Annotated in this window: 18 protein-coding genes and 1 tRNA gene; 5 read left to right on the top strand and 14 right to left on the bottom strand. The window is 66.5% G+C overall.

Annotation, left to right across the window (positions count from 1 at the left end; genetic code table 11):
- Positions 1–4 precede the first annotated feature (4 nt).
- The 6 genes from ACTWP6_RS09415 to ACTWP6_RS09390 form a co-directional block, all read right to left on the bottom strand.
- Positions 5–2,143, bottom strand: a complete 2,139-nt coding sequence (locus tag ACTWP6_RS09415) for a DUF4185 domain-containing protein (RefSeq protein WP_443187471.1) — start codon at positions 2,141–2,143, stop codon at positions 5–7.
- A gap of 177 nt (positions 2,144–2,320) precedes the next feature.
- The gene (locus ACTWP6_RS09410) at positions 2,321–2,677 is read right to left on the bottom strand and encodes a hypothetical protein (RefSeq protein WP_260755425.1); all 357 of its coding nucleotides are present in this window, start codon (positions 2,675–2,677) and stop codon (positions 2,321–2,323) included.
- 61 nt (positions 2,678–2,738) lie between these two features.
- On the bottom strand, positions 2,739–5,000 hold the full coding sequence (gene treS / locus ACTWP6_RS09405) for a maltose alpha-D-glucosyltransferase (RefSeq protein ID WP_443187470.1): 2,262 nt from the start codon (positions 4,998–5,000) through the stop codon (positions 2,739–2,741).
- Between the two features lie 127 nt (positions 5,001–5,127).
- On the bottom strand, positions 5,128–5,535 hold the full coding sequence (locus ACTWP6_RS09400; protein WP_443187469.1) for an HNH endonuclease: 408 nt from the start codon (positions 5,533–5,535) through the stop codon (positions 5,128–5,130).
- A gap of 59 nt (positions 5,536–5,594) precedes the next feature.
- Positions 5,595–5,669: transfer RNA gene (locus ACTWP6_RS09395), tRNA-Thr, on the bottom strand.
- A 45-nt stretch (positions 5,670–5,714) separates the two neighbouring features.
- On the bottom strand, positions 5,715–6,449 hold the full coding sequence (locus ACTWP6_RS09390) for a hypothetical protein (RefSeq protein WP_443187468.1): 735 nt from the start codon (positions 6,447–6,449) through the stop codon (positions 5,715–5,717).
- A gap of 95 nt (positions 6,450–6,544) precedes the next feature.
- On the opposite strand from ACTWP6_RS09390, the gene ACTWP6_RS09385 reads away from it, so the two are divergent.
- Together ACTWP6_RS09385 and ACTWP6_RS09380 are read left to right on the top strand one after the other, a co-directional pair.
- On the top strand, positions 6,545–7,261 hold the full coding sequence (locus ACTWP6_RS09385; RefSeq protein ID WP_260755421.1) for a response regulator transcription factor: 717 nt from the start codon (positions 6,545–6,547) through the stop codon (positions 7,259–7,261).
- 153 nt (positions 7,262–7,414) lie between these two features.
- Positions 7,415–8,881, top strand: coding sequence for a sensor histidine kinase (locus tag ACTWP6_RS09380; RefSeq protein ID WP_443187467.1), 1,467 nt, complete (start codon positions 7,415–7,417; stop codon positions 8,879–8,881).
- Here ACTWP6_RS09380 and ACTWP6_RS09375 read toward each other — a convergent pair.
- A complete protein-coding gene (locus ACTWP6_RS09375) occupies positions 8,864–9,268 on the bottom strand; it encodes an HIT family protein (protein ID WP_443187466.1) in 405 nt (134 codons plus the stop codon). The genes ACTWP6_RS09380 and ACTWP6_RS09375 overlap by 18 nt on opposite strands.
- 87 nt (positions 9,269–9,355) lie before the next feature.
- Between ACTWP6_RS09375 and ACTWP6_RS09370 the strand changes: the two genes are divergently transcribed.
- A complete protein-coding gene (locus ACTWP6_RS09370) occupies positions 9,356–11,005 on the top strand; it encodes a long-chain-fatty-acid--CoA ligase (RefSeq protein ID WP_443187465.1) in 1,650 nt (549 codons plus the stop codon).
- Here ACTWP6_RS09370 and ACTWP6_RS09365 read toward each other — a convergent pair.
- Both ACTWP6_RS09365 and ACTWP6_RS09360 read right to left on the bottom strand, forming a co-directional pair.
- A complete protein-coding gene (locus tag ACTWP6_RS09365) occupies positions 10,991–11,749 on the bottom strand; it encodes an SDR family NAD(P)-dependent oxidoreductase (protein ID WP_443187464.1) in 759 nt (252 codons plus the stop codon). The genes ACTWP6_RS09370 and ACTWP6_RS09365 overlap by 15 nt on opposite strands.
- A complete protein-coding gene (locus ACTWP6_RS09360; RefSeq protein ID WP_443187463.1) occupies positions 11,746–13,038 on the bottom strand; it encodes a cytochrome P450 in 1,293 nt (430 codons plus the stop codon). The genes ACTWP6_RS09365 and ACTWP6_RS09360 overlap by 4 nt, the downstream gene beginning before the upstream one ends.
- 112 nt (positions 13,039–13,150) lie before the next feature.
- Here ACTWP6_RS09360 and ACTWP6_RS09355 point away from each other — a divergent pair, with 112 nt between their 5' ends.
- Both ACTWP6_RS09355 and ACTWP6_RS09350 read left to right on the top strand, forming a co-directional pair.
- Positions 13,151–13,741 (top strand): TetR/AcrR family transcriptional regulator, encoded by a 591-nt coding sequence (locus ACTWP6_RS09355; RefSeq protein ID WP_443187506.1) that lies wholly within the window; start codon positions 13,151–13,153, stop codon positions 13,739–13,741.
- Positions 13,742–13,815: 74 nt separating this feature from the next.
- On the top strand, positions 13,816–14,655 hold the full coding sequence (locus ACTWP6_RS09350) for a mycofactocin-coupled SDR family oxidoreductase (RefSeq protein WP_443187462.1): 840 nt from the start codon (positions 13,816–13,818) through the stop codon (positions 14,653–14,655).
- A 53-nt stretch (positions 14,656–14,708) separates the two neighbouring features.
- Here ACTWP6_RS09350 and ACTWP6_RS09345 read toward each other — a convergent pair whose 3' ends face one another.
- From ACTWP6_RS09345 to ACTWP6_RS09325, 5 genes are all read right to left on the bottom strand, one after another.
- Positions 14,709–15,554, bottom strand: coding sequence for an SDR family NAD(P)-dependent oxidoreductase (locus ACTWP6_RS09345; protein WP_443187505.1), 846 nt, complete (start codon positions 15,552–15,554; stop codon positions 14,709–14,711).
- 4 nt (positions 15,555–15,558) lie between these two features.
- The gene (locus ACTWP6_RS09340) at positions 15,559–15,990 is read right to left on the bottom strand and encodes a nuclear transport factor 2 family protein (protein ID WP_260755412.1); all 432 of its coding nucleotides are present in this window, start codon (positions 15,988–15,990) and stop codon (positions 15,559–15,561) included.
- A gap of 38 nt (positions 15,991–16,028) precedes the next feature.
- A complete protein-coding gene (locus tag ACTWP6_RS09335; protein ID WP_443187461.1) occupies positions 16,029–17,162 on the bottom strand; it encodes an NDMA-dependent alcohol dehydrogenase in 1,134 nt (377 codons plus the stop codon).
- Positions 17,163–17,254: 92 nt separating this feature from the next.
- Positions 17,255–17,794 (bottom strand): nuclear transport factor 2 family protein, encoded by a 540-nt coding sequence (locus ACTWP6_RS09330; protein ID WP_443187460.1) that lies wholly within the window; start codon positions 17,792–17,794, stop codon positions 17,255–17,257.
- Positions 17,795–17,796: 2 nt separating this feature from the next.
- On the bottom strand, positions 17,797–18,003 hold the full coding sequence (locus tag ACTWP6_RS09325; protein ID WP_260755409.1) for a ferredoxin: 207 nt from the start codon (positions 18,001–18,003) through the stop codon (positions 17,797–17,799).
- Positions 18,004–18,007 lie beyond the last annotated feature (4 nt).

Raw genomic sequence — 18,007 nt, 5'->3', positions numbered from 1 at the left:
CAGTTCAGAGCTTGGTCAGGTCGGTCTTCATCAGCATGACGTTGTACTCCGACCACAGCGACAGGTTCCAGTACAGGTCTGATCCGGTGCCCAGGGTCGACGGCGACCACGGATGCAACATCGGCGCGTAGATGCCACCGCTCTGCTGACCCATCAACACCGTCGCGTCCGACCAGGTGCCCTCGGGGGTGTCCGAGGTTCGCATGACGATGTTGTTGAACTGATCACCGTAGAGCACGACGTACTTCTGCAGATACTCGTTGTACTGCACCGACATTTCGCTGACGGTGTAACCGGGCTTGGTCGACCCGCAGGCGCCGCCGGTTTTGCCGATCACCGCCGATGCGGAGGACGGGCTGCCCTTGACCCACTTGGCCGCCGAGCCGCCGAACCAGCCGGTGGATGCGGCCTTGTAGTACTCGTACTTCGACACGTTGAGGATGTCGTCGGGGGCGACGCGGGCGACATACGCCGCGCCCTGCCGGCCGTTGGGGGTGCCGTAGACGTACACGTAGCCGTCGTCGCCCTTGACGAACGCCGATTGCTGGAAGTTGCGGTTACCGCTCAAAAACGAGTTATAGCGCACACTTTCAGGCGCGACCTTGAAATTCTCGCCGTTGTCGGTCGAGTACGCGATCGCCGAGTAGTTGGTGGTCCAGCGGCCGGCCTGGCCCCACTTCGACACCGACATGAAGCTGACGTACTGGATGGTGCCGAACGGCGTGTCCTTGGTGACCTCTGTGGGCAGTGAGACACCGGCGGTCGGGATCAGCGTCACCGAATTCGGCAGCCACGAAGGCCGATTGATGATCGGCCGGGCCTCTGTCGGACCGGACAGCGGAGCGCCGCCGAACATGTTGCCGTTCTTCCATTCGCCGTCCGGAATGGTCAAGCCGTCGGACAGGTCGGTGTCGGAACTGCGGAACAGCGTGTTGTAGATCCACCGACCGGTCATGCCCTGTGCGCCGAAGGTGTCTCCGACCGCGATCAGGAGCTGATGTTCGTTGATGTCGGGTGTGGACGGATCGTCGACCATGCCGTTGTCCCACATGACGCCGACGTCGGTGCCGTGGACGGCGAACCGCTTCAACGTGTTGGCCAGCGTCGGGTCGCCGAGATAGACGTTCTTGCCGGTGACCCAGCTGATGAACCGTGTCGACGGGCTCACCTGCGGGTTCAGCCACGGTGAGTAGGACGGGATCAGCGCTGCGGTGCTCACGTCGTCGGTCAGGGCCAGACTGGTCGGCGTCACCACGGTGGTGCGCGGGGCGTTGCTGGTGCTGCGTGCGGCGAACAGGTTGTCGAGTTCGCGCCGCGCGAAGGCCAGCAGCGCCCACAGGAACGGTGGCTGCGGGGCGTCGCCGGGCTTGACATCGGCCTTCTGGCGGGCCCAGTCGAGCATGCTGGTGACGACGTTGACCACCGCGGTGATCAGGTTGGGTTTCTTCGCCATCGCGGCCTGGTCCCGCTCGGTGGTCAGCAGCGCGGCCACCGTCGGGGAGAGCGGCCTCGGGCTGGCTTCGGCCAGCTTGGTCGCCGATGCGAACACAGCGACCTTCGTGCTCTGCTGCGGCGGCACCGCGGGGTCATCGACCGCGTCGGCGACGTTCGCCGTCGTCTTCTCGACGGTCTTGTCGGCCTCGGACTCGGTCCCGGCTTCGGGCCCTGTATTGCCATCAGGCTTGGCGCCGGTGTTGTCTCCGGCACCGGTGCTGGGCGTCGTCTCGTCGTCGGCGGTTCCGGATCCGGCCGCAGGCTCGTCCACCGGTTCAGCCTCGTCCACCGGGGCGGCGTCCTCGTCCGGCTCCGCGACGTCGACCGGGCCGGCGTCCTCGTCCGGCTCTGGCTCCGGCTCGGCGTTCTCGTCAGTGTCACTGTCCGGATCGTCCTCGGGCTGGGCCTCGAGCTCGTCCTCCGGCCCGGGTTGACCGTCCGCCTCGGTCTCACGGGTATCCGAGGCCGACCCGGCGGCGCCGGGCGAGTCCTTCTGACCGGTATCGGAGGTTGCTGCACTCGTCGAACTCGACGGGGCTGAATTGGTGTCGTCGGCCCAGGCCACACCCTGACCTGCAAAGACTGTCGATCCGACGCCCAACGCGACGGCGAGGCCGCCCACCCGACCGACGTACGCTGCGGAACCCATGAAACCCCTTTGACAAAGCCGTGACCGTCCCCCGGTGTGGCGACCATTGAATCGCACCACCAACAGACCAGCGAGCAAATGGTCATATCGTCACAAATATCGTTTCGTTACCGTGACCACGCGGTTTTCCGCGCTATGCGCCGCAGCGGCGGCGAACGGCAAACTCAGCGCCGTTGCTCAGTCAAGGTTCTCCAGCGCCTTTCGGTAAAGGCTGACCGCTTCGGCAATGCCGTCGCCGAGCCAGGCGTCGGCGACGCCGACCTGGTCGGCGACCAGTTGCACCCGGGTGAGCCACAGCTCGAAATCATGATCGCGACGGAGGTCGTCGATCTGGGCCTTGGTTCCCCGGATCAGGATGAACCCGCCCAGCTCGATGCTTTGCGGTTTGAGGACGACCCGGTCGAAGCCCTCGATCCGATCCCGGTCCCGGAGTCCGGACAGATAGCCCTCGGTCTCGACGAGCAGATCCAGTGCCTGGTGTTCTCGTCCGCGGGTCGGGACGCCCCATGCGACCCACAGTCCTGCTTCGGCCATGCCCGAACGCTACTGCAGCGATGCTCGCTCCACGCGCACCCCACCCGCCGCGTGGAAGCGGTCAGCCGCCGTCGCGGGCGTCGTCCTTGACGGGTGCCTCGACCAGCAGGGACAAGCCCTGGTGCGCGGCCAGCTCGACCCCGAAGCTGTGCAGATCGTCGACGGTGGCCAATGACTTGCCCGAGAACATGTCCGATACCTCACTGCCGGGCGGCAGCTTCAGCGAACGCACCGTTCCGGCCACGTGTTCGTTGGCGAAGTTCAGCACCGTCAGTTGGTACCGGCCGACGTCATCGAGCTGATGCACCAGCACCAACATCCCGCGGTGGGACACCTCGGGGATGTCGATCTGGCGGCTGGTGGCGATTCCGTAGTGCGACCGCACCTTCAGGATGGCCTGCAGCTGGCGCAAGAAGCTGGTGTCATCAGCGAGCTGCTCCGGGATGGACCCGTAAAGGCTACGGCCCCTGGGCATTCCGGCCGGCGACTGGGTCGCGGTCGGGTTGACGCCCATCAGGTCGTGGGCGGCGCGGTGGATCCACCGGGTGTCCCCGCCGCGCAACAGTTCGGAGATCTGCGCCGGTGGCAGCGTGAGCATGCCGCAGACGTCCCAGCCCGACAGCGCGAACACTCCCGGCTGCAGCGCGTTGAACATCGCCAGCAGCAGGTGGGCCCGGCGGATCCGGTCGATCTGCTCGTCGTCGACGACGTCGTCCAGCGACGTGATGCCCAGGGTCGCGGTGATGACCGTCGCGGTGGTGCAGGCGATGCCGTTGGTGGTGAACACCAGGTTGTATGGCGCGTTCTCACCCGACAACTTCTCGCGCAGGTCGGTGCGGACGGTTTCACCGAGCTCCTCGCCGGTGATCTCCTCGCCCTTGTAGGTGTACACGTCGTCGCGGTGACCGGTCGACCAGTGCACCAGCTCGTAGGTGAGCTCGTCGTGGTTCTGCAACGCGTGCACCAGAGATGCGGGATCGACGCCGAGCTCAAGGGTGGTGCGTAACGTCAGGCGCAGGAACTCGGTGTCGGCGGTGGCCAACGCGTGGTGCGCCGCGGGACGGGTGATGAAGTCGTAGGACAGGTCGGCACCGGCCTCACCGATCTCGCGGATGTCGTCGATGGTGAGGTTGAGCTCCTGGAAGGTGAAGCCGCCGACCTTGCGCACCATGCTGGCGATCAGGTGGTTGGCCGCCTCCGAGAGCGGATGGCCCTCCGACCACGCGGCGCTGTCCTCGGCCGCTGTCTTCTCGGCACCGAGAAAACCGTTGGCGTCCAAGCGGAGTCCGCCCGTTCCCAGATCGGCCAGCGAGTGCAGCGCGTCGCCGATGACCAGCCGCATGCCCGCGAACGACGGATCCAGCCAGTTGATCGACGGCTGACCGTCCTTGAAGTAGTGCAGGTACACCCAGCGGCGTTCGACGCCGTCGATACCGACGACGGGGCGGGTGACACTCCAGTTGGTCTCCTTGATGCCCTCGGCGTAGAAGATCACCCGCTGCAGCCGGCCGATGATGTAGCCGGCTTTGGCCAGCCACTCCTCGGTGGCGGGATCGATGTTGACCGAGTCGGCGCCGGGCGGCACCTCCGGCAGGTGCTCCCAGTCGCGCGGGTCGACCTCGACCATGTGATAGATGCCGGGGTAGTCCGCGTACTTCATCTCCGCGAGCCGGAAGTCGGCGCCCTTGCCGGTATGGCCCGGCACGATGTCATCGATGATGGTGCCGCCGTACCAATTGGCAGTGCCGCACATTTGGCGGAATTCGTCCTCGGTGCCGAACGCGGGATCGATCTCGGTGCTGATGCGGTCGAAGTGGCCGTCCACGCTGGGCGTCAGTTCCCACCCCGAGATGCCGCCGGCCCGCTTGACCGGCCCGGTGTGCACGGCCTCGATCCCGATCTCCGCGAAGGCCTTCCACATGTCGGCGTCGGCCATCGCCTTGAGAAACGACTCGTTGGACCGGGTGATCAGCGACAGCGGGTAGGCGGTGAACCACACCGAGGCGGTCTCGACGGCGCCGCGAGGGCTCGGGGTGGCGTACGGGTTCTGCCACATCGAGCCCTGGCCGGAGAACTGCTGGCTGATCTGGTTGGCGTCGGCCAGCATCGACTGGCTGATCAGCCAGGACACATAGGCGGGATTGTCGCCCGTCGGTGAGCCGTCGCGTGCCAGCGAGCGCCGCGTGAACGGCTGGCGGACCCGCGGCCGGAACCGCAGCGACCGAGGCCGGGCGGGGTGCAGGTGTTCGTCGAACGTCAGCTCGGGCGTCTCATGAGAATCACTGCCCTGGTCTTCGGGTTCCGATTCCACGGCTTGGGACAAGGTTCCGCCTTCGCAAGGGTTGGGTTCGTTAGCGACCGCTATCGAGTATTGCCGTGTCGGGGCAAGGTTGAAACTGGGCGGCGAAAGTCATGGATCAACGACCGGGAATGTGGCTGTGCAGCACGGCCTAAAAGGACCGGCCGCCGGCGTATCGCTGACGGCGGTAATGACGGCCGCTGCCGCGGTTGCGGCTCTTGTACGTCGGCAGCTGAGAGTCGCAGTTCGGGCAGATCGCCCGCAGATTCTCGCGTTGATTGTTCGACGGATTGCCGTCGATGTGGTCCACGACGAAGGCAAGGGGCCGACCGAGCCATTCGGTGATTCCGCCGCATATTGCGCAGCAGCCTGATTGTGCGGCGATCAGATGCCGCCGGATGAAGTGACCGCGGCGGGTGCCGACCCACGGCGCCTCGCCGGATTCCAGCCAAAGTCGGGTGCTGGTGGCCTGGCGCGTCGACGCCTGGCAGGCGTTACTGCAGTAGACCTTCTGGCTGCGCTTGACCAGTGGTGAACCGCAGCCGCGACACTGTCTCATGCGTCGGACGCTACGGCCGGCCTGTGACAAGCCGGCCACGCTGGACCGCCGGGTGAGCGTGGAGCCCCCTATCGGGATTGAACCGATGACCTGCCGCTTACAAGGCGGCTGCTCTACCACTGAGCTAAGGAGGCGTGCCCCGGCCGCAACAGGTTCGGGACGTGCCAGATCCTATCGGCTCACTCTTCGGCTTCGATAATCCGCTGCGACGTCACCGGCCGCGATGTCGGGCGGGGACGCATGCGCCGCCCGGGCAGCGGGATGCGGTCGGCGATGTTACTCAGGGGGTTGACCACCTGGCTGAGCACAATGACGGCCTCGCGCAGCGCCTCGATCGTCGGCTCGAGTGCCTCCAGCCCGGGGGCGAGCCGGTTGAGAGTGTCGGCGACGGCGGCCAGCTGCTCCAGCGGGCCGTTGCGCGCGGTGAGCGTGTCGACCACTCCGCCCTCGGCGAACAGCCTGTCGGCGACGCCGTCCTCGGCCAGCAGCCGGTCGATGAGGCCATCCTCGGCCAGCAGCTGGTCCACCAGCCCACCCGGTTCGAGGGTGCGCATCAGCCCGCCCTCCTCCTGAGTCAGCCGGTCGAGCGCGCCGCCCGGCGCGGTGAGCCGGTCCACCACCCCACCGGGACGCAACAGCCGGTCGATCGGGCCGTCAGGGGCGAGCGCGCGGCCGAGCGGCTGGTCCTCGTCCATCAACCGGGCCAGCCGGTTGGCGCGCTCGACGGCGTCTTGCACGCCGAGCATGGACGCGAATGACGTCGGCTCCCGCCGGACCCCGTCCTTGGACTCGCCGAGCGTGCGGTTGGCGATGTCCAACGCGCCGCTGGCCATGCCCAGGCCGGCTTCAGCGACGGCCAGCCCTGCGCGCACCGGTGTAAACGCGAGATCCGTCAGGGATTTGCCGAGGTTCATCCGCCCAGTCTATGGACCGCGCAAGCACAAACTCACAGGAAGTGCACAGCCAGCGGGCAGTACATTTCAAGCGAATCGGTGGACAGTTGAGGGCTATGGCCATGCCGGTACCGGAGAACGTCCCAGAGGCTCGCGTTCTGGTGGTCGACGACGAAGCGAACATCGTCGAACTGCTCTCGGTGAGTCTGAAATTCCAAGGGTTCGAGGTGCACACCGCGTCCAACGGCCCCGCAGCCCTGGACAAAGCGCGGGAAGTGCATCCGGACGCGATCATCCTCGACGTGATGATGCCGGGGATGGACGGTTTCGGTCTGCTGCGACGGCTGCGCGCCGACGGCATCGACGCCCCGGCGCTGTTCCTGACGGCGCGCGACTCGCTTCAGGACAAGATCGCAGGTCTGACCCTGGGCGGCGACGACTACGTGACCAAACCGTTCAGCCTCGAAGAGGTGGTGGCCCGGCTGCGGGTGATCCTGCGCCGGTCCGGCCGCGGCCACGACGAGCCCCGCACGTCCCGGCTCACGTTCGCCGACATCGAACTCGACGAGGACACCCACGAGGTATGGAAGGCCGGCGAACCGGTGTCGCTGTCGCCGACCGAGTTCACCTTGCTGCGCTACTTCATCATCAACGCCGGCACGGTGTTGTCGAAGCCCAAGATTCTCGACCACGTGTGGCGCTATGACTTCGGCGGCGACGTCAACGTCGTGGAGTCCTATGTGTCCTATCTGCGTCGCAAGATCGACACCGGCGACAAGCGCCTGCTGCACACGCTCAGGGGCGTGGGGTATGTCCTCCGGGAACCGCGATGAGCGCTTGCGCGAAGAGCCGTGGGTTGAGATGAGCGCTTGCGCGAAGAGCCGTGGGTTGAGATGAGCGCTTGCGCGAAGAGCCGTGGGTTGAGATGAGCGCTTGCGCGAAGAGCCGTGGATGGCGTTAGGCGCTCGACCCTGAACAATGGTGGTGTGCCGGGTCGGTTCAGGAGAGGCATTCCGCTTCGTGTAGGCCTTGTCGCCGCCACACTGCTGCTGGTGGCGTGCGGTCTGCTGGCCTCAGGGATCGCGGTGACCACGATCATGCAGCACAGCTTGATGAACCGCGTCGACGACACCCTGCTCGACGCGTCCCGCGGGTGGGCGCAGGTGCCGCGTAGGCTTCCCACCGTCACCGTCGAGGATCCCAACCCGGCACGGCCGCCGTCGGACTTCTTCGTCCGCGGCATCGATCCCGACGGACACATCTGGATGGCCGTCAATGACCGCGATCACGAACCGGCGCTGCCCGCCGACAACGATGTGGGACCGGTGCCGGTCACCGTAGGCTCCGTCGACCACTCCGATGTGCAATGGCGCGCGATGACGGTGCGTGGTCTGCGCGGCGAGCTCACCACGGTGGCCATCGACCTGTCCGACGTGAAGTCCACCATGCGGTCGCTGGTCTACACCCAGCTCGGCATCGGAACAGCGGTGCTGCTGGTGCTCGGCATCGCCGGCTACGCCGTCGTACACCGCAGCCTGCGCCCGCTGTCCGAAGTGGAGAAGACCGCTGCGGCGATCGCCTCCGGCCAGCTGGATCGCCGTGTCCCCGAACGCGATCCGCGCACCGAGGTGGGCCGATTGTCGTCGGCGCTCAACGGGATGCTCGCTCAAATCCAGCGCGCGATGGCGTCCTCGGAATCCTCTGCCGAGCAGGCGCGTAGCTCCGAGGAGCGGATGCGGCGTTTCATCACCGACGCCAGCCATGAACTGCGCACCCCGCTGACGACCATCCGTGGCTTCGCCGAGCTGTACCGGCAGGGCGCCGCTCGCGACGTCGAGATGCTGATGAGCCGCATCGAGAGCGAGTCACGCCGCATGGGCCTGCTCGTGGAGGACCTGCTGCTGCTGGCGCGCCTCGACGCGCAGCGCCCGCTCGACCAGCATCGGGTCGACCTGCTGGCGTTGGCCACCGACGCGGTGCACGACGCGCAGTCGATCGCACCGAGGCGCAGCATCCGGATGGAGGTGTTCGACGGCCCCGGCACGCCCGAGGTGCTCGGCGACGAGCCGCGGCTCCGTCAGGTGCTGTCCAACCTGGTTGCCAACGCGCTGCAGCACACCCCTGAGTCGGCGGCGGTCACGGTGCGGGTGGGAACCGAGGGCGACGTCGCCGTCCTGGAGGTCTGCGACGAGGGTCCCGGTATGCGCCCGGAGGACGCTCAGCGCGTCTTCGAACGCTTCTACCGCGCCGACTCGTCACGGACGCGTGCCAGCGGCGGCACCGGTCTGGGGCTGTCGATCGTCGACTCGCTGGTCTGTGCGCACGGCGGCCGGGTCAGCGTGACCACCGCCCCGGGCCAGGGCTCGCGGTTCCGGGTGACGTTGCCGCGGTTCGCTGACGCCGGCCCTGACGCCGAGTCGGCGGTGCCGGCCAGTTCAGCGCAGGTCGGCTAGCGCGGCCTTGATCTTGGCCTGAGCCTCGTCCAGGGACTCCGGGGACGGGTTCTGATCGAGGTTGGCGAAGCCGAAGTCCGACAGGTTGCGGGCCGGGAATACGTGCACGTGCAGGTGCGGCACCTCCAGCCCCGCGATGATGACCCCCGAGCGTTCCGTGTCGAACGCCTTGCAGACCGCCTTGCCGATCAGCTGCGACACCTCCATCACGCGGGCGAACTTCGCCGGCTCGACATCCTGCCAGTTGTCGATCTCCTCGCGGGGCACCACCAGCGTGTGGCCCTGCGTCATCGGCTGGATCGTCAGGAACGCCACGATGTCGTCGTCCTCGTAGACGAATCGTCCGGGCAGTTCGCGATTGATGATCTTGGTGAAGACGGTCGCCATGCGTCGAGCATTCCAGTCGGCGGATTCGGCACGCAACAGTGCCGGAAGAAGCGCCCCTGCGCACCCGATCCGCTCTAGCCTGGCCAGATGTTCGGATTGATGCAGGACCGGCCTTTGATGATCTCCTCGCTGATCGAGCACGCGGCGGCATTTCACGGTGACACCGAGGTGGTGTCGCGGCTACCGGAGGGGCCGGTGCGGCGCACCACGTGGCGTGGCGTCAACGAGCGCTCGAAACAGGTCGCCAACGCGCTCGGCGAGCTCGGCATCGAACCGGGTGACCGCGTGGCGACGCTGGCGTGGAACAGTGACCGTCACCTCGCGCTGTATTTCGGTGTCTCGGGATCCGGTGCGGTGATGCACACCGTCAACCCGCGGCTGTTCGCCGAGCAGATCGTCTACATCGTCAACCACGCCGAGGACCGGGTGTTGTTCTTCGACATCACGTTCGCGCCGCTGGTCGACAAGTTGGCCGCCGAGCTGACCACTGTCCAGACATACGTGGTGATGACCGACCGCGACCACATGCCCGAGCTTGCGCATATCCCCGCCGGGCGGGTGCTCTGCTGGGACGAGCTGGTCGGCAAGCAGTCCACCCACTACGACTGGCCGGAGTTCGACGAACGCACCGCCTCGTCGCTGTGCTACACCTCCGGCACCACCGGAAACCCGAAAGGTGTTCTCTACTCCCATCGTTCGACGGTGCTGCACGCGATGCTGTCGTTGTCGCGCGACACCTTCGACATCAACAGCGGGACCACCTTGTTGCTCGTCGTCCCGATGTTCCACGCCAACGCGTGGGGCACCCCGTACTCGGCGGCGATGGTCGGCGCCAAGCTGGTGTTGCCCGGGCCGCACCTGGACGGCGAGAGCGTGTACCGACTGATGCGCGACGAAGCAGTCACCATCATGCAGGGCGTGCCGACGGTGTGGCTGATGTTCTTCTCCTACCTCGACGAGCATCCCGAGATCGACCCGCGCGAACTGAAACTCGAGTGGGCCGGGATCGGCGGATCGGCGCTGTCGCAGTCGATGCTGGAGCGCATCGAGGACGACCTCGGTGCCGAAGGCGGTCAGGGGTGGGGGATGACCGAAACCAGTCCGATCTGCGTGGTCGGCCGGCTGCTGCCCAAGCACGCCGCGCTGAGCGCCCAGGAGCAGCACAAGGTCAAGCTCAAGCAGGGCCGGGGTGTGTTCGGGGTGGAACTCAAGATCGTCGACGAGTCCGGTAATCGCCTGCCCTGGGACGGAAAGGCTTTCGGTGAAGTGTTCGTCCGCGGCCCGTGGATCGCCAGCGGCTACTTCAAGGGTGAGGGCGGTGAGAAGCTCGACGCCGAGGGGTTCTTCCCGACCGGTGACGTCGCGACGATCGACCCCGACGGTTATCTGCAACTGGTGGACCGCACCAAGGACGTCATCAAATCCGGCGGCGAGTGGGTCAGCTCGATCGACCTGGAGAACGCCGCGATGGGCCATCCCGCGATCGCCGAGGCAGCCGTCATCGGTGTGCCGCACCCCAAGTGGCAGGAGCGGCCGCTGCTCATCGCGGTACTGCGCAAGGGCCACAACGCCACTCGTGATGACGTTCTGAAGTTTCTGTCCGGTGAGGTCGCGAAGTGGTGGCTGCCCGACGACGTGGTGTTCGTCGACGAGTTGCCGCACACCGCGACCGGCAAGGTGCTCAAGGTCAAACTGCGTGAGCAGTACCGCGATCGTCAGCCGTCACAGCCCGAATGAGTACCCGCCGTTGACGCAGATGGTCTGACCGGTGATCCACGACCCGTGGTCGCTCGCCAGCAGCAGCGCCAACTCGGTGACGTCCTCCGGAACGCCCGGACGTCGGATGGCGTAGTTGCGCAGAATCTCCTTGGCCTGAGGCGAATCAGGCTCGGTCCACAGCGGTTCGGTCATCGGGGTCCGCATCGTCCCGAGCGAGATGTTGTTGGCGGTGATGTTGAACCGACCGTTCTCCAGCGCCAGCGACCGGGTGAGCCCGGCGGCCCCGGCCTTCGCGGCGCCGTAGACGGCGCCACCGGGGTCGCCGGTGCGCCCGGCGTCGGAGACGACCGTGAGGATCCGGCCCCACGTGTTCGCGATCATCGACGGCAGGACCGCCCGGGCACAGTGCAGGACGCCGTAGAGGTTGACGCGCAGAAAGGACTCCCAGTCGGCCGGCTGTGTCTCGGCGAACCTGGCCCGGCCGCCGAACCCTTCGGCGCCGGCGTTGCCCGCGTTGTTGATCAGCACGTCCACCGGTCCGGCCTCGGCAATCGCGGTGGTCACCGACACGTAGTCGCAGACGTCGAACGGGACCGGCGTACCAGAGCCGCCCGCGGCGCGGAGCTCACCGGCCACCTGTTCGCTGCGCTCCCGTTGGAGGTCGTTGACGAGCACCTCGGCCCCGGCGCGGCCGAATGCGAGGGCAAGACCGCGTCCGATGCCTTGGCCCGCGCCGGTGATGAGCACCCGTCGAGATGTCATCGGGCAGCGGTGAATTCGATCTGCAGCTCGGTCAGCCCCCTCAGCAGGAAGGTGGGATCGTAGGCGAAGTGATGCGCCCCGGCGGGCCCGTGGGCCGATTCGTCGAGGTGGATCTCACTGGTGCGGTCCAGCCACCGGCGGACGGTGATCTGTCCCTCGACCCGGGCCAGCGGGGCGCCCGCGCAGGTGTGGATGCCACGACCGAACGCGATGTGCTCGCGAACGTTCTTGCGGTCCGGGCGGAACTTGTGCGGATCCTCGAATTTGCGCGGGTCGCGGTTCGCCGCGCCGAGGCAGAGCATGACGATCGTGCCCGCCTTCAAATGCACGCCGCCGAGCGTGGTGGTCTTGCGGACCAGCCGGAAGTCGACCTTGGTCGGAGAGTGCATCCGCAGCGACTCTTCGATGAACGTCGGGATGCGGTCCGGGTGCCGGCGCAGAATCTGTTGGTACTCCGGCTGTTCGGCCAGTGTCTTGACGGCTGCGCTGAGCAGTTTGGTCACGGTCTCCTGCCCCGCGGCGAACAGGAACGTGGCCGGCTTGACGACCTCGATGAGCTCCGGTATCGAACCGTCCGGGTACACCGCCGTCGCCATGCCCGACAACACGTCCCCGCGTGGCTCGCGGCGACGCTCGGCGAGGTACCCCGCGAACTTGTCGTCAAGATACTGCAGCGGATCCGATCCCACCGGCTCCCCGTCCAGGGCGCCCACCCTGGCCCCGTCCGGCTGCTCGGCACCCAGCGCGGCCAGGAACTCCGGCCGGTCCTCCTCCGGGACACCGAGCAGGTCGATGATCGCGGACGTGGCAAAGGGTTTGGCGTACTCGGACAGGAACTCACAGCGTCCCTGGGCGGAATCCGGGTCCATCACGCGGTCGATCTGGCTGTCGACCAGACGCCACATGTAGTCCTCGTTCTCCTTGAGGCGCCGCGGCGTGAGCAACTTGTTGAGCAACGATCGGGCCCGCTCGTGGGCGGGCGGGTCCATCACCACCATGTGCTCGTGGATCGGGAACAGGTGGCGGTGTGCCTCGATCTGCTCGGTGATGTCGTCACCCTCGGGGGTGAACGGCAGCGGCGGGAACGGTCCGCCGATCGCGTTGACCGCGGAGAACGAGCCGTGGTCCTTGAACGCTGCCAGCACTTCCTGGTAACCGGTGACGGCGACGACGCCGTAGTGCGGTTCGCGGTAGACCGGATTCTGCTCGCGCAGATGATCCCAGTAGGCATAGGGGTCCTGGCTGAGCGCGTAGTCGGAGAAGAAGTCCGCCGATGCGAGGTCGGTCATTTGGGCAGCCGTCCTTTCGCTTGCCTGATCGATCGATCAGACTGCTAGAATGCGCCATGCTTACCACGGTGCTCGAGACACGGTCAAGCGGCGCGTGTGCGAGAGCCCGCTGATGCCGGCTGCAGCCAAGGCCCGCGGCGGGGACGTCAGCGCACGGGCGCGCTTGATCGAGGCGACGGCAAAGATCATGCGCGACGAGGGATATGCCGCAGCGACCTCGCGCCGGGTGGCCGCCGAGGCCGGCGTCAAACAGGCGCTGGTCTACTACTACTTCCCGACCATGGACGACCTGTATGTCGAGGTACTGCGAGCGGGCGCGGAGAGTTCGCTGGAACACATGCGTGCCGCCTTGGCCAACAGTGATCCGCTGCGCGCACTGTGGCTGATCAACAGCGACGCCAGCAGGACCGCGCTGAACACCGAGTTCATGGCGCTGGCCAACCACCGCAAGGCGATTCGGGTCGAATTGCGTGCCTATGCCGAGCGGGTGCGTGACATCGAGACTGCCGCCGTCACGGTCGCGCTGCGCGCCAACGGTGTTGACCTGCAGCAACATCCACCGGTGGTGGTCTCGATGCTGATCGCCCAGATCGCCCGGAGCCTGTGTAACGAGAGTGCGGTCGGGGTCACGCTCGGCCACGACGAGATGCGCGCCTACGTCGACCGCCAGCTCAAGTCACTGGCCCCCGCGCCGGGTGGTTGACAGGTCCCGCGATCGGTGTCACGCTCCTGATCGATCGACAAAAGTCGACTATCGGGCTGGAATTGAGGTGGCACATGGATGGTCGTGTGGAGGGCAAGGTCGCGTTCATCACGGGCGCGGCGCGCGGTCAGGGCCGTAGTCATGCGGTGCGGCTGGCCGAAGAGGGCGCCGACATCATCGCGATCGACGTCTGTGCAGCGATCAGCAGCAACACCGAGATCCCGCCGGCGACACCCGATGACCTGGCCCAGACCGTCGATCTGGTCAAGGGGACCGGTCGCCGGGTCGTCGCCGCCGAGGTGGACGTGCGTGACTACGCCGCGGTGAAGGCGGCGGTGGACTCCGGGGTGGAGGAGCTGGGCCGGCTCGACATCGTGGTGGCCAACGCGGGCATCGGCAACGGTGGGCAGACGCTGGACCACACCAGCGAAGATGACTGGAACGACATGATCGACGTCAATCTGTCGGGCGTCTGGAAGTCGGTGAAGGCCGCTGTGCCGCATCTTCTTTCTGGCGGCCGCGGCGGATCGATCATCCTCACCAGCTCGGTCGGCGGCCTCAAGCCGTACGCGCACACAGGTCACTACATCGCCGCCAAGCACGGCGTGATCGGGTTGATGCGCACCTTCGCCGTCGAGCTGGGCCAGCACTCGATCCGGGTCAACGCCGTCTGCCCGACCAATGTGAACACCCCGCTGTTCATGAACGAGGGCACGATGAAGCTCTTCCGGCCGGACCTGGAGAATCCGGGGCCAGACGATATGGCGGTCGCCGCCCAGTTCATGCACGTACTGCCGGTTGGCTGGGTCGAGCCGGTGGACATCAGCAATGCCGTGTTGTTCCTGGCCTCTGACGAGGCGCGGTACATCACGGGCCTCTCGGTCACCGTGGACGCGGGCAGCATGCTCAAGTAGTCGGGCGTGCAACTCGGTCGGTGAACGAGGAGACCAGACCGCAGGTGCCGTGATCAGTTGACCCGGGCTGCGATCTCCTCGACCGTCCACGGTGGCTCGTTCTCGTGGCCGCGGTAGGCCACGATCGCGGGGGGCTGCCGATCGAAGCGGCCGACGAATCCGCCTGCGGCCACGAAGATCTGTCCGGTGATGTCCTTGGCGAGGTCGCTGACCAGGTAGCAGTAGGTCGGTGCGGCGTACTCCGGCGGCGCGGCGTCGAGGGCGCCCTGGTAGCTGACATCGTCGAGCAGGCCGCGGCGGTTGAGTTCGGCGATATGCGCTTGGTAGTCCGACCCGGTGGACAGCCGGGTCTTTGCGCCCGGACACACCACGTTGGCGCGCACGCCGTGCTCCTTCAGTTCGGCCGCGATCGCCAGCGTCAGGCTGTTGACCGCGCCCTTGCCAGCGGGGTATCCGGTGCCGCCGTAGTCGCCCAAGAACGCGAACGAACTCGTGTTCACGATCGCGCCGGAGCCCTGCTGCACCATCCGCGAGGCGGCCGCGCGGCAGGTCTGGAAGACGGTGCCCAGATGGGCATCCATCAGGCTCTGGAACTGCTCGGTGGTCACGTTGAGGATCGACGAGCCGGCGGGTTCGGCGGTGCCGGCGCAGTTGACCAGGATGTCGATCGACCCGAACTCGCGGACGCAGGTGCCGATCAGCGCGTCGGCGACCGCCGAATCGGCGGGTGAGCCCGGGTGGGCGACCGCACCCGGAACACGTTCGGCCGCTTCGTGCGCTGCGACGTCGTCGCGGCCGTTGACCACCACCCCGGCGTCGAGAGCGGCCAATAGTTCGGCGACGGCCAGGCCGATCCCGCGTGTGCCGCCGACAACGACGGCTCCGCGGCCGGACAACAGTCCGCTAATCCGCGCTTTCCTTCTGCGAGAAGCTCATCGCGTCCATGTTCCAGTAACCGCGCAGGTTGGTGATGAGGCCGGCGTCGTCGACGCGGTAGGTGAACACACCGCGTACGGTGGCCACGAACCCGTTCGGGAAGGTCGTCTCCAACACGAGGATGTAGGCGATCTCGGTCGGACTGCTGGACGGGAACGTCTCCTCACAGGTGACGCGCAGCTGGTTCGGGCCGATGTTGGCGTCGTAGAACGCGGCAACGGCGTCCTTGCCGCGCACCCCGGTGCCGTCGGGGTTGGTGACAGCCTCCCCGATGGGGTCCTCGATGACGATGTCGTCGGACATCAGGGCCAGCCAGCCTTCGCGGTCGCCGGATTGCACGCAGCGCCACGAGTTCCGCGACGCTGCGACCACCGGTGTCAGTTCGGCCGTCTCTGTCATGTGACTCCTTCAGCAAGACCCTCGCGGGAGCTCTGGGGTTACCGGTCGGCGTCGGTGTAGCGGATGACGCCGCGGATGTTGCGGCCCTCGAGCATGTCCTTGTAGCCGTCGTTGATCTGCTCGAGCTTGTACTGCCGGGTGACCATGTCGTCGAGGTTGAGCCGGCCCGCCTTGTACATCGACAGCAGCTGGGGGATGTCGTGGTGCGGGTTGCCGCCACCGAAGATGGTGCCCTGCAGGTTCTTCTGCAGCAGCGTCAGCATCGACAGGTTCAGCGTCACGTCGGAGCTGGCCATGTTGGCCACCGCGGTGACCACGCAGGTGCCGCCCTTGGCCGTGATGTTGAGGTAGTTGTCGATCTCTTCGCCGTGGAGCTCACCGGTGGTGATGATGGTCTTGGCCGCCATCCGGCCCGCGGTGACCTCGGCGACGCCCATCATCGCGCTGGCGATGTCGGGATAGGCGTGGGTGGCGCCGAACTTGAGCGCCTGGTCGCGCTTCCACTCCACCGGGTCGATCGCAAAGATGTTGCGCGCGCCGGCGTTCAGGGCGCCCTGAAGCGCGCCCATGCCGACGCCGCCGATGCCGGCGATGACGACGTCGTCGCCGGGCCGGACGTTGGCGCTGCGGACCGCGGAGCCGTAGCCGGTGGTGACACCGCAGCCGACGAGGCAGGCGACCTCGAACGGGATGGACGGGTCGATCTTCACGACCGAGCTCTTGTGCACGACCATGTACGGGCTGAAGGTGCCCAGCAGGGTCATCGGGATGACCGGCGTGCCGTCCTTGGCTGCGTGGATGCGGTGGGTGTTGTCGGAGACCGCGGTGCCCTGGAGCAGCATCGCTCCGAGGTCGCAGAGGTTGCGCAGACCCGACTGACACGATGGGCACGCGCCACACGACGGGATGAAGGACAGCACGACGTGGTCACCGGGCTCGAGGCCTTCGACGCCGGGGCCCACCTCGGTCACGATGCCGGCGCCCTCGTGGCCGCCCAGCACCGGGAAACCTGCCATCGGGATGTCGCCGGTGACCAGATGGTGGTCGGAATGGCACATGCCCGAGGCTTCCATCTGGATCTTGACCTCGTCCTTGACGGGGTCGCCGATCTCGATCTCCTCGATCGACCACGGCTGGTTGAATTCCCAGATCAGAGCGCCTTTGGTCTTCATTTCTCCTGCTTTCGACTAGAGCCCCTAGTTCCAGACTAGAGGCTCTAGTTAGCCACATCACAGGCCCCCCAAGCAACCGCTTGGTGGTGTCCTCACCAGATGGGAACCGGGGCCTCGCCGATCGGGTAGTAACCCGGCAGTTTCTCGCCGGCCAGCGAGCGCTCGATGCGCTTCTGCATGGTGGGCGTGAGGTCTCCCGACTCGATCAGCTTCATGAACGCCTTCTGCACGTGGCCGAAGTCGAAGAAGTCGCGCTGCCATTCGATGAGCAGCTGGTCGTTGAGACGGAACCAGCTGCCGCCGATGCCGTAGATCTCATCGCGGGTGCCGTCGCTCTTGTTGGCGATCTGCTTCCAGAAGCCGACGATCTCGTTCTGCTTCTCGTCGATGAGCACCTTCTGGTACTCGTAGACCCAGTTCTCCAGGCCCTCCATCTCCAGGCCCAGCGCGACGTCGCGGATTTCGTCCTTGTTCACGCACATGACGTCTTCCTTGGGCCCGATGTTCCAGCCGTAGGTGGCGTCGTCGGTGTAGAAGTCCGCCAACGGCTTCCAGTCACCGGCCGCCTCGGCCTCCTGATTGGCCTTGAGCCAGCGCTCTACCCAGTCCTCAAGTTGCTCCCGTGACGCCACATTCACTCCTTCTCTGTGATGGAAAGTGCCCTGGTGGGGCACATGTCGACAGCAAGTTCGACGGCCTCGCGAAGTTCGTCGGGGGGCTCATGGTCGAGGATCTCGACCACTCCGCGCTTGGGCACCCTGAACACATCGGGTGCCTCCAGCTCGCACATGGCGTGGCCCTGGCACAGGTCCTCGTCGAGTTCTACTCGGTAGCAACCCATCTCG

The sequence above is a fragment of the Mycobacterium sp. 4D054 genome (assembly GCF_052245755.1).
Classification (GTDB): Bacteria; Actinomycetota; Actinomycetes; order Mycobacteriales; family Mycobacteriaceae; genus Mycobacterium.
Note: the sequence above shows the minus strand (reverse complement) of the source record. Positions and strands in the feature narration are given on the sequence as shown.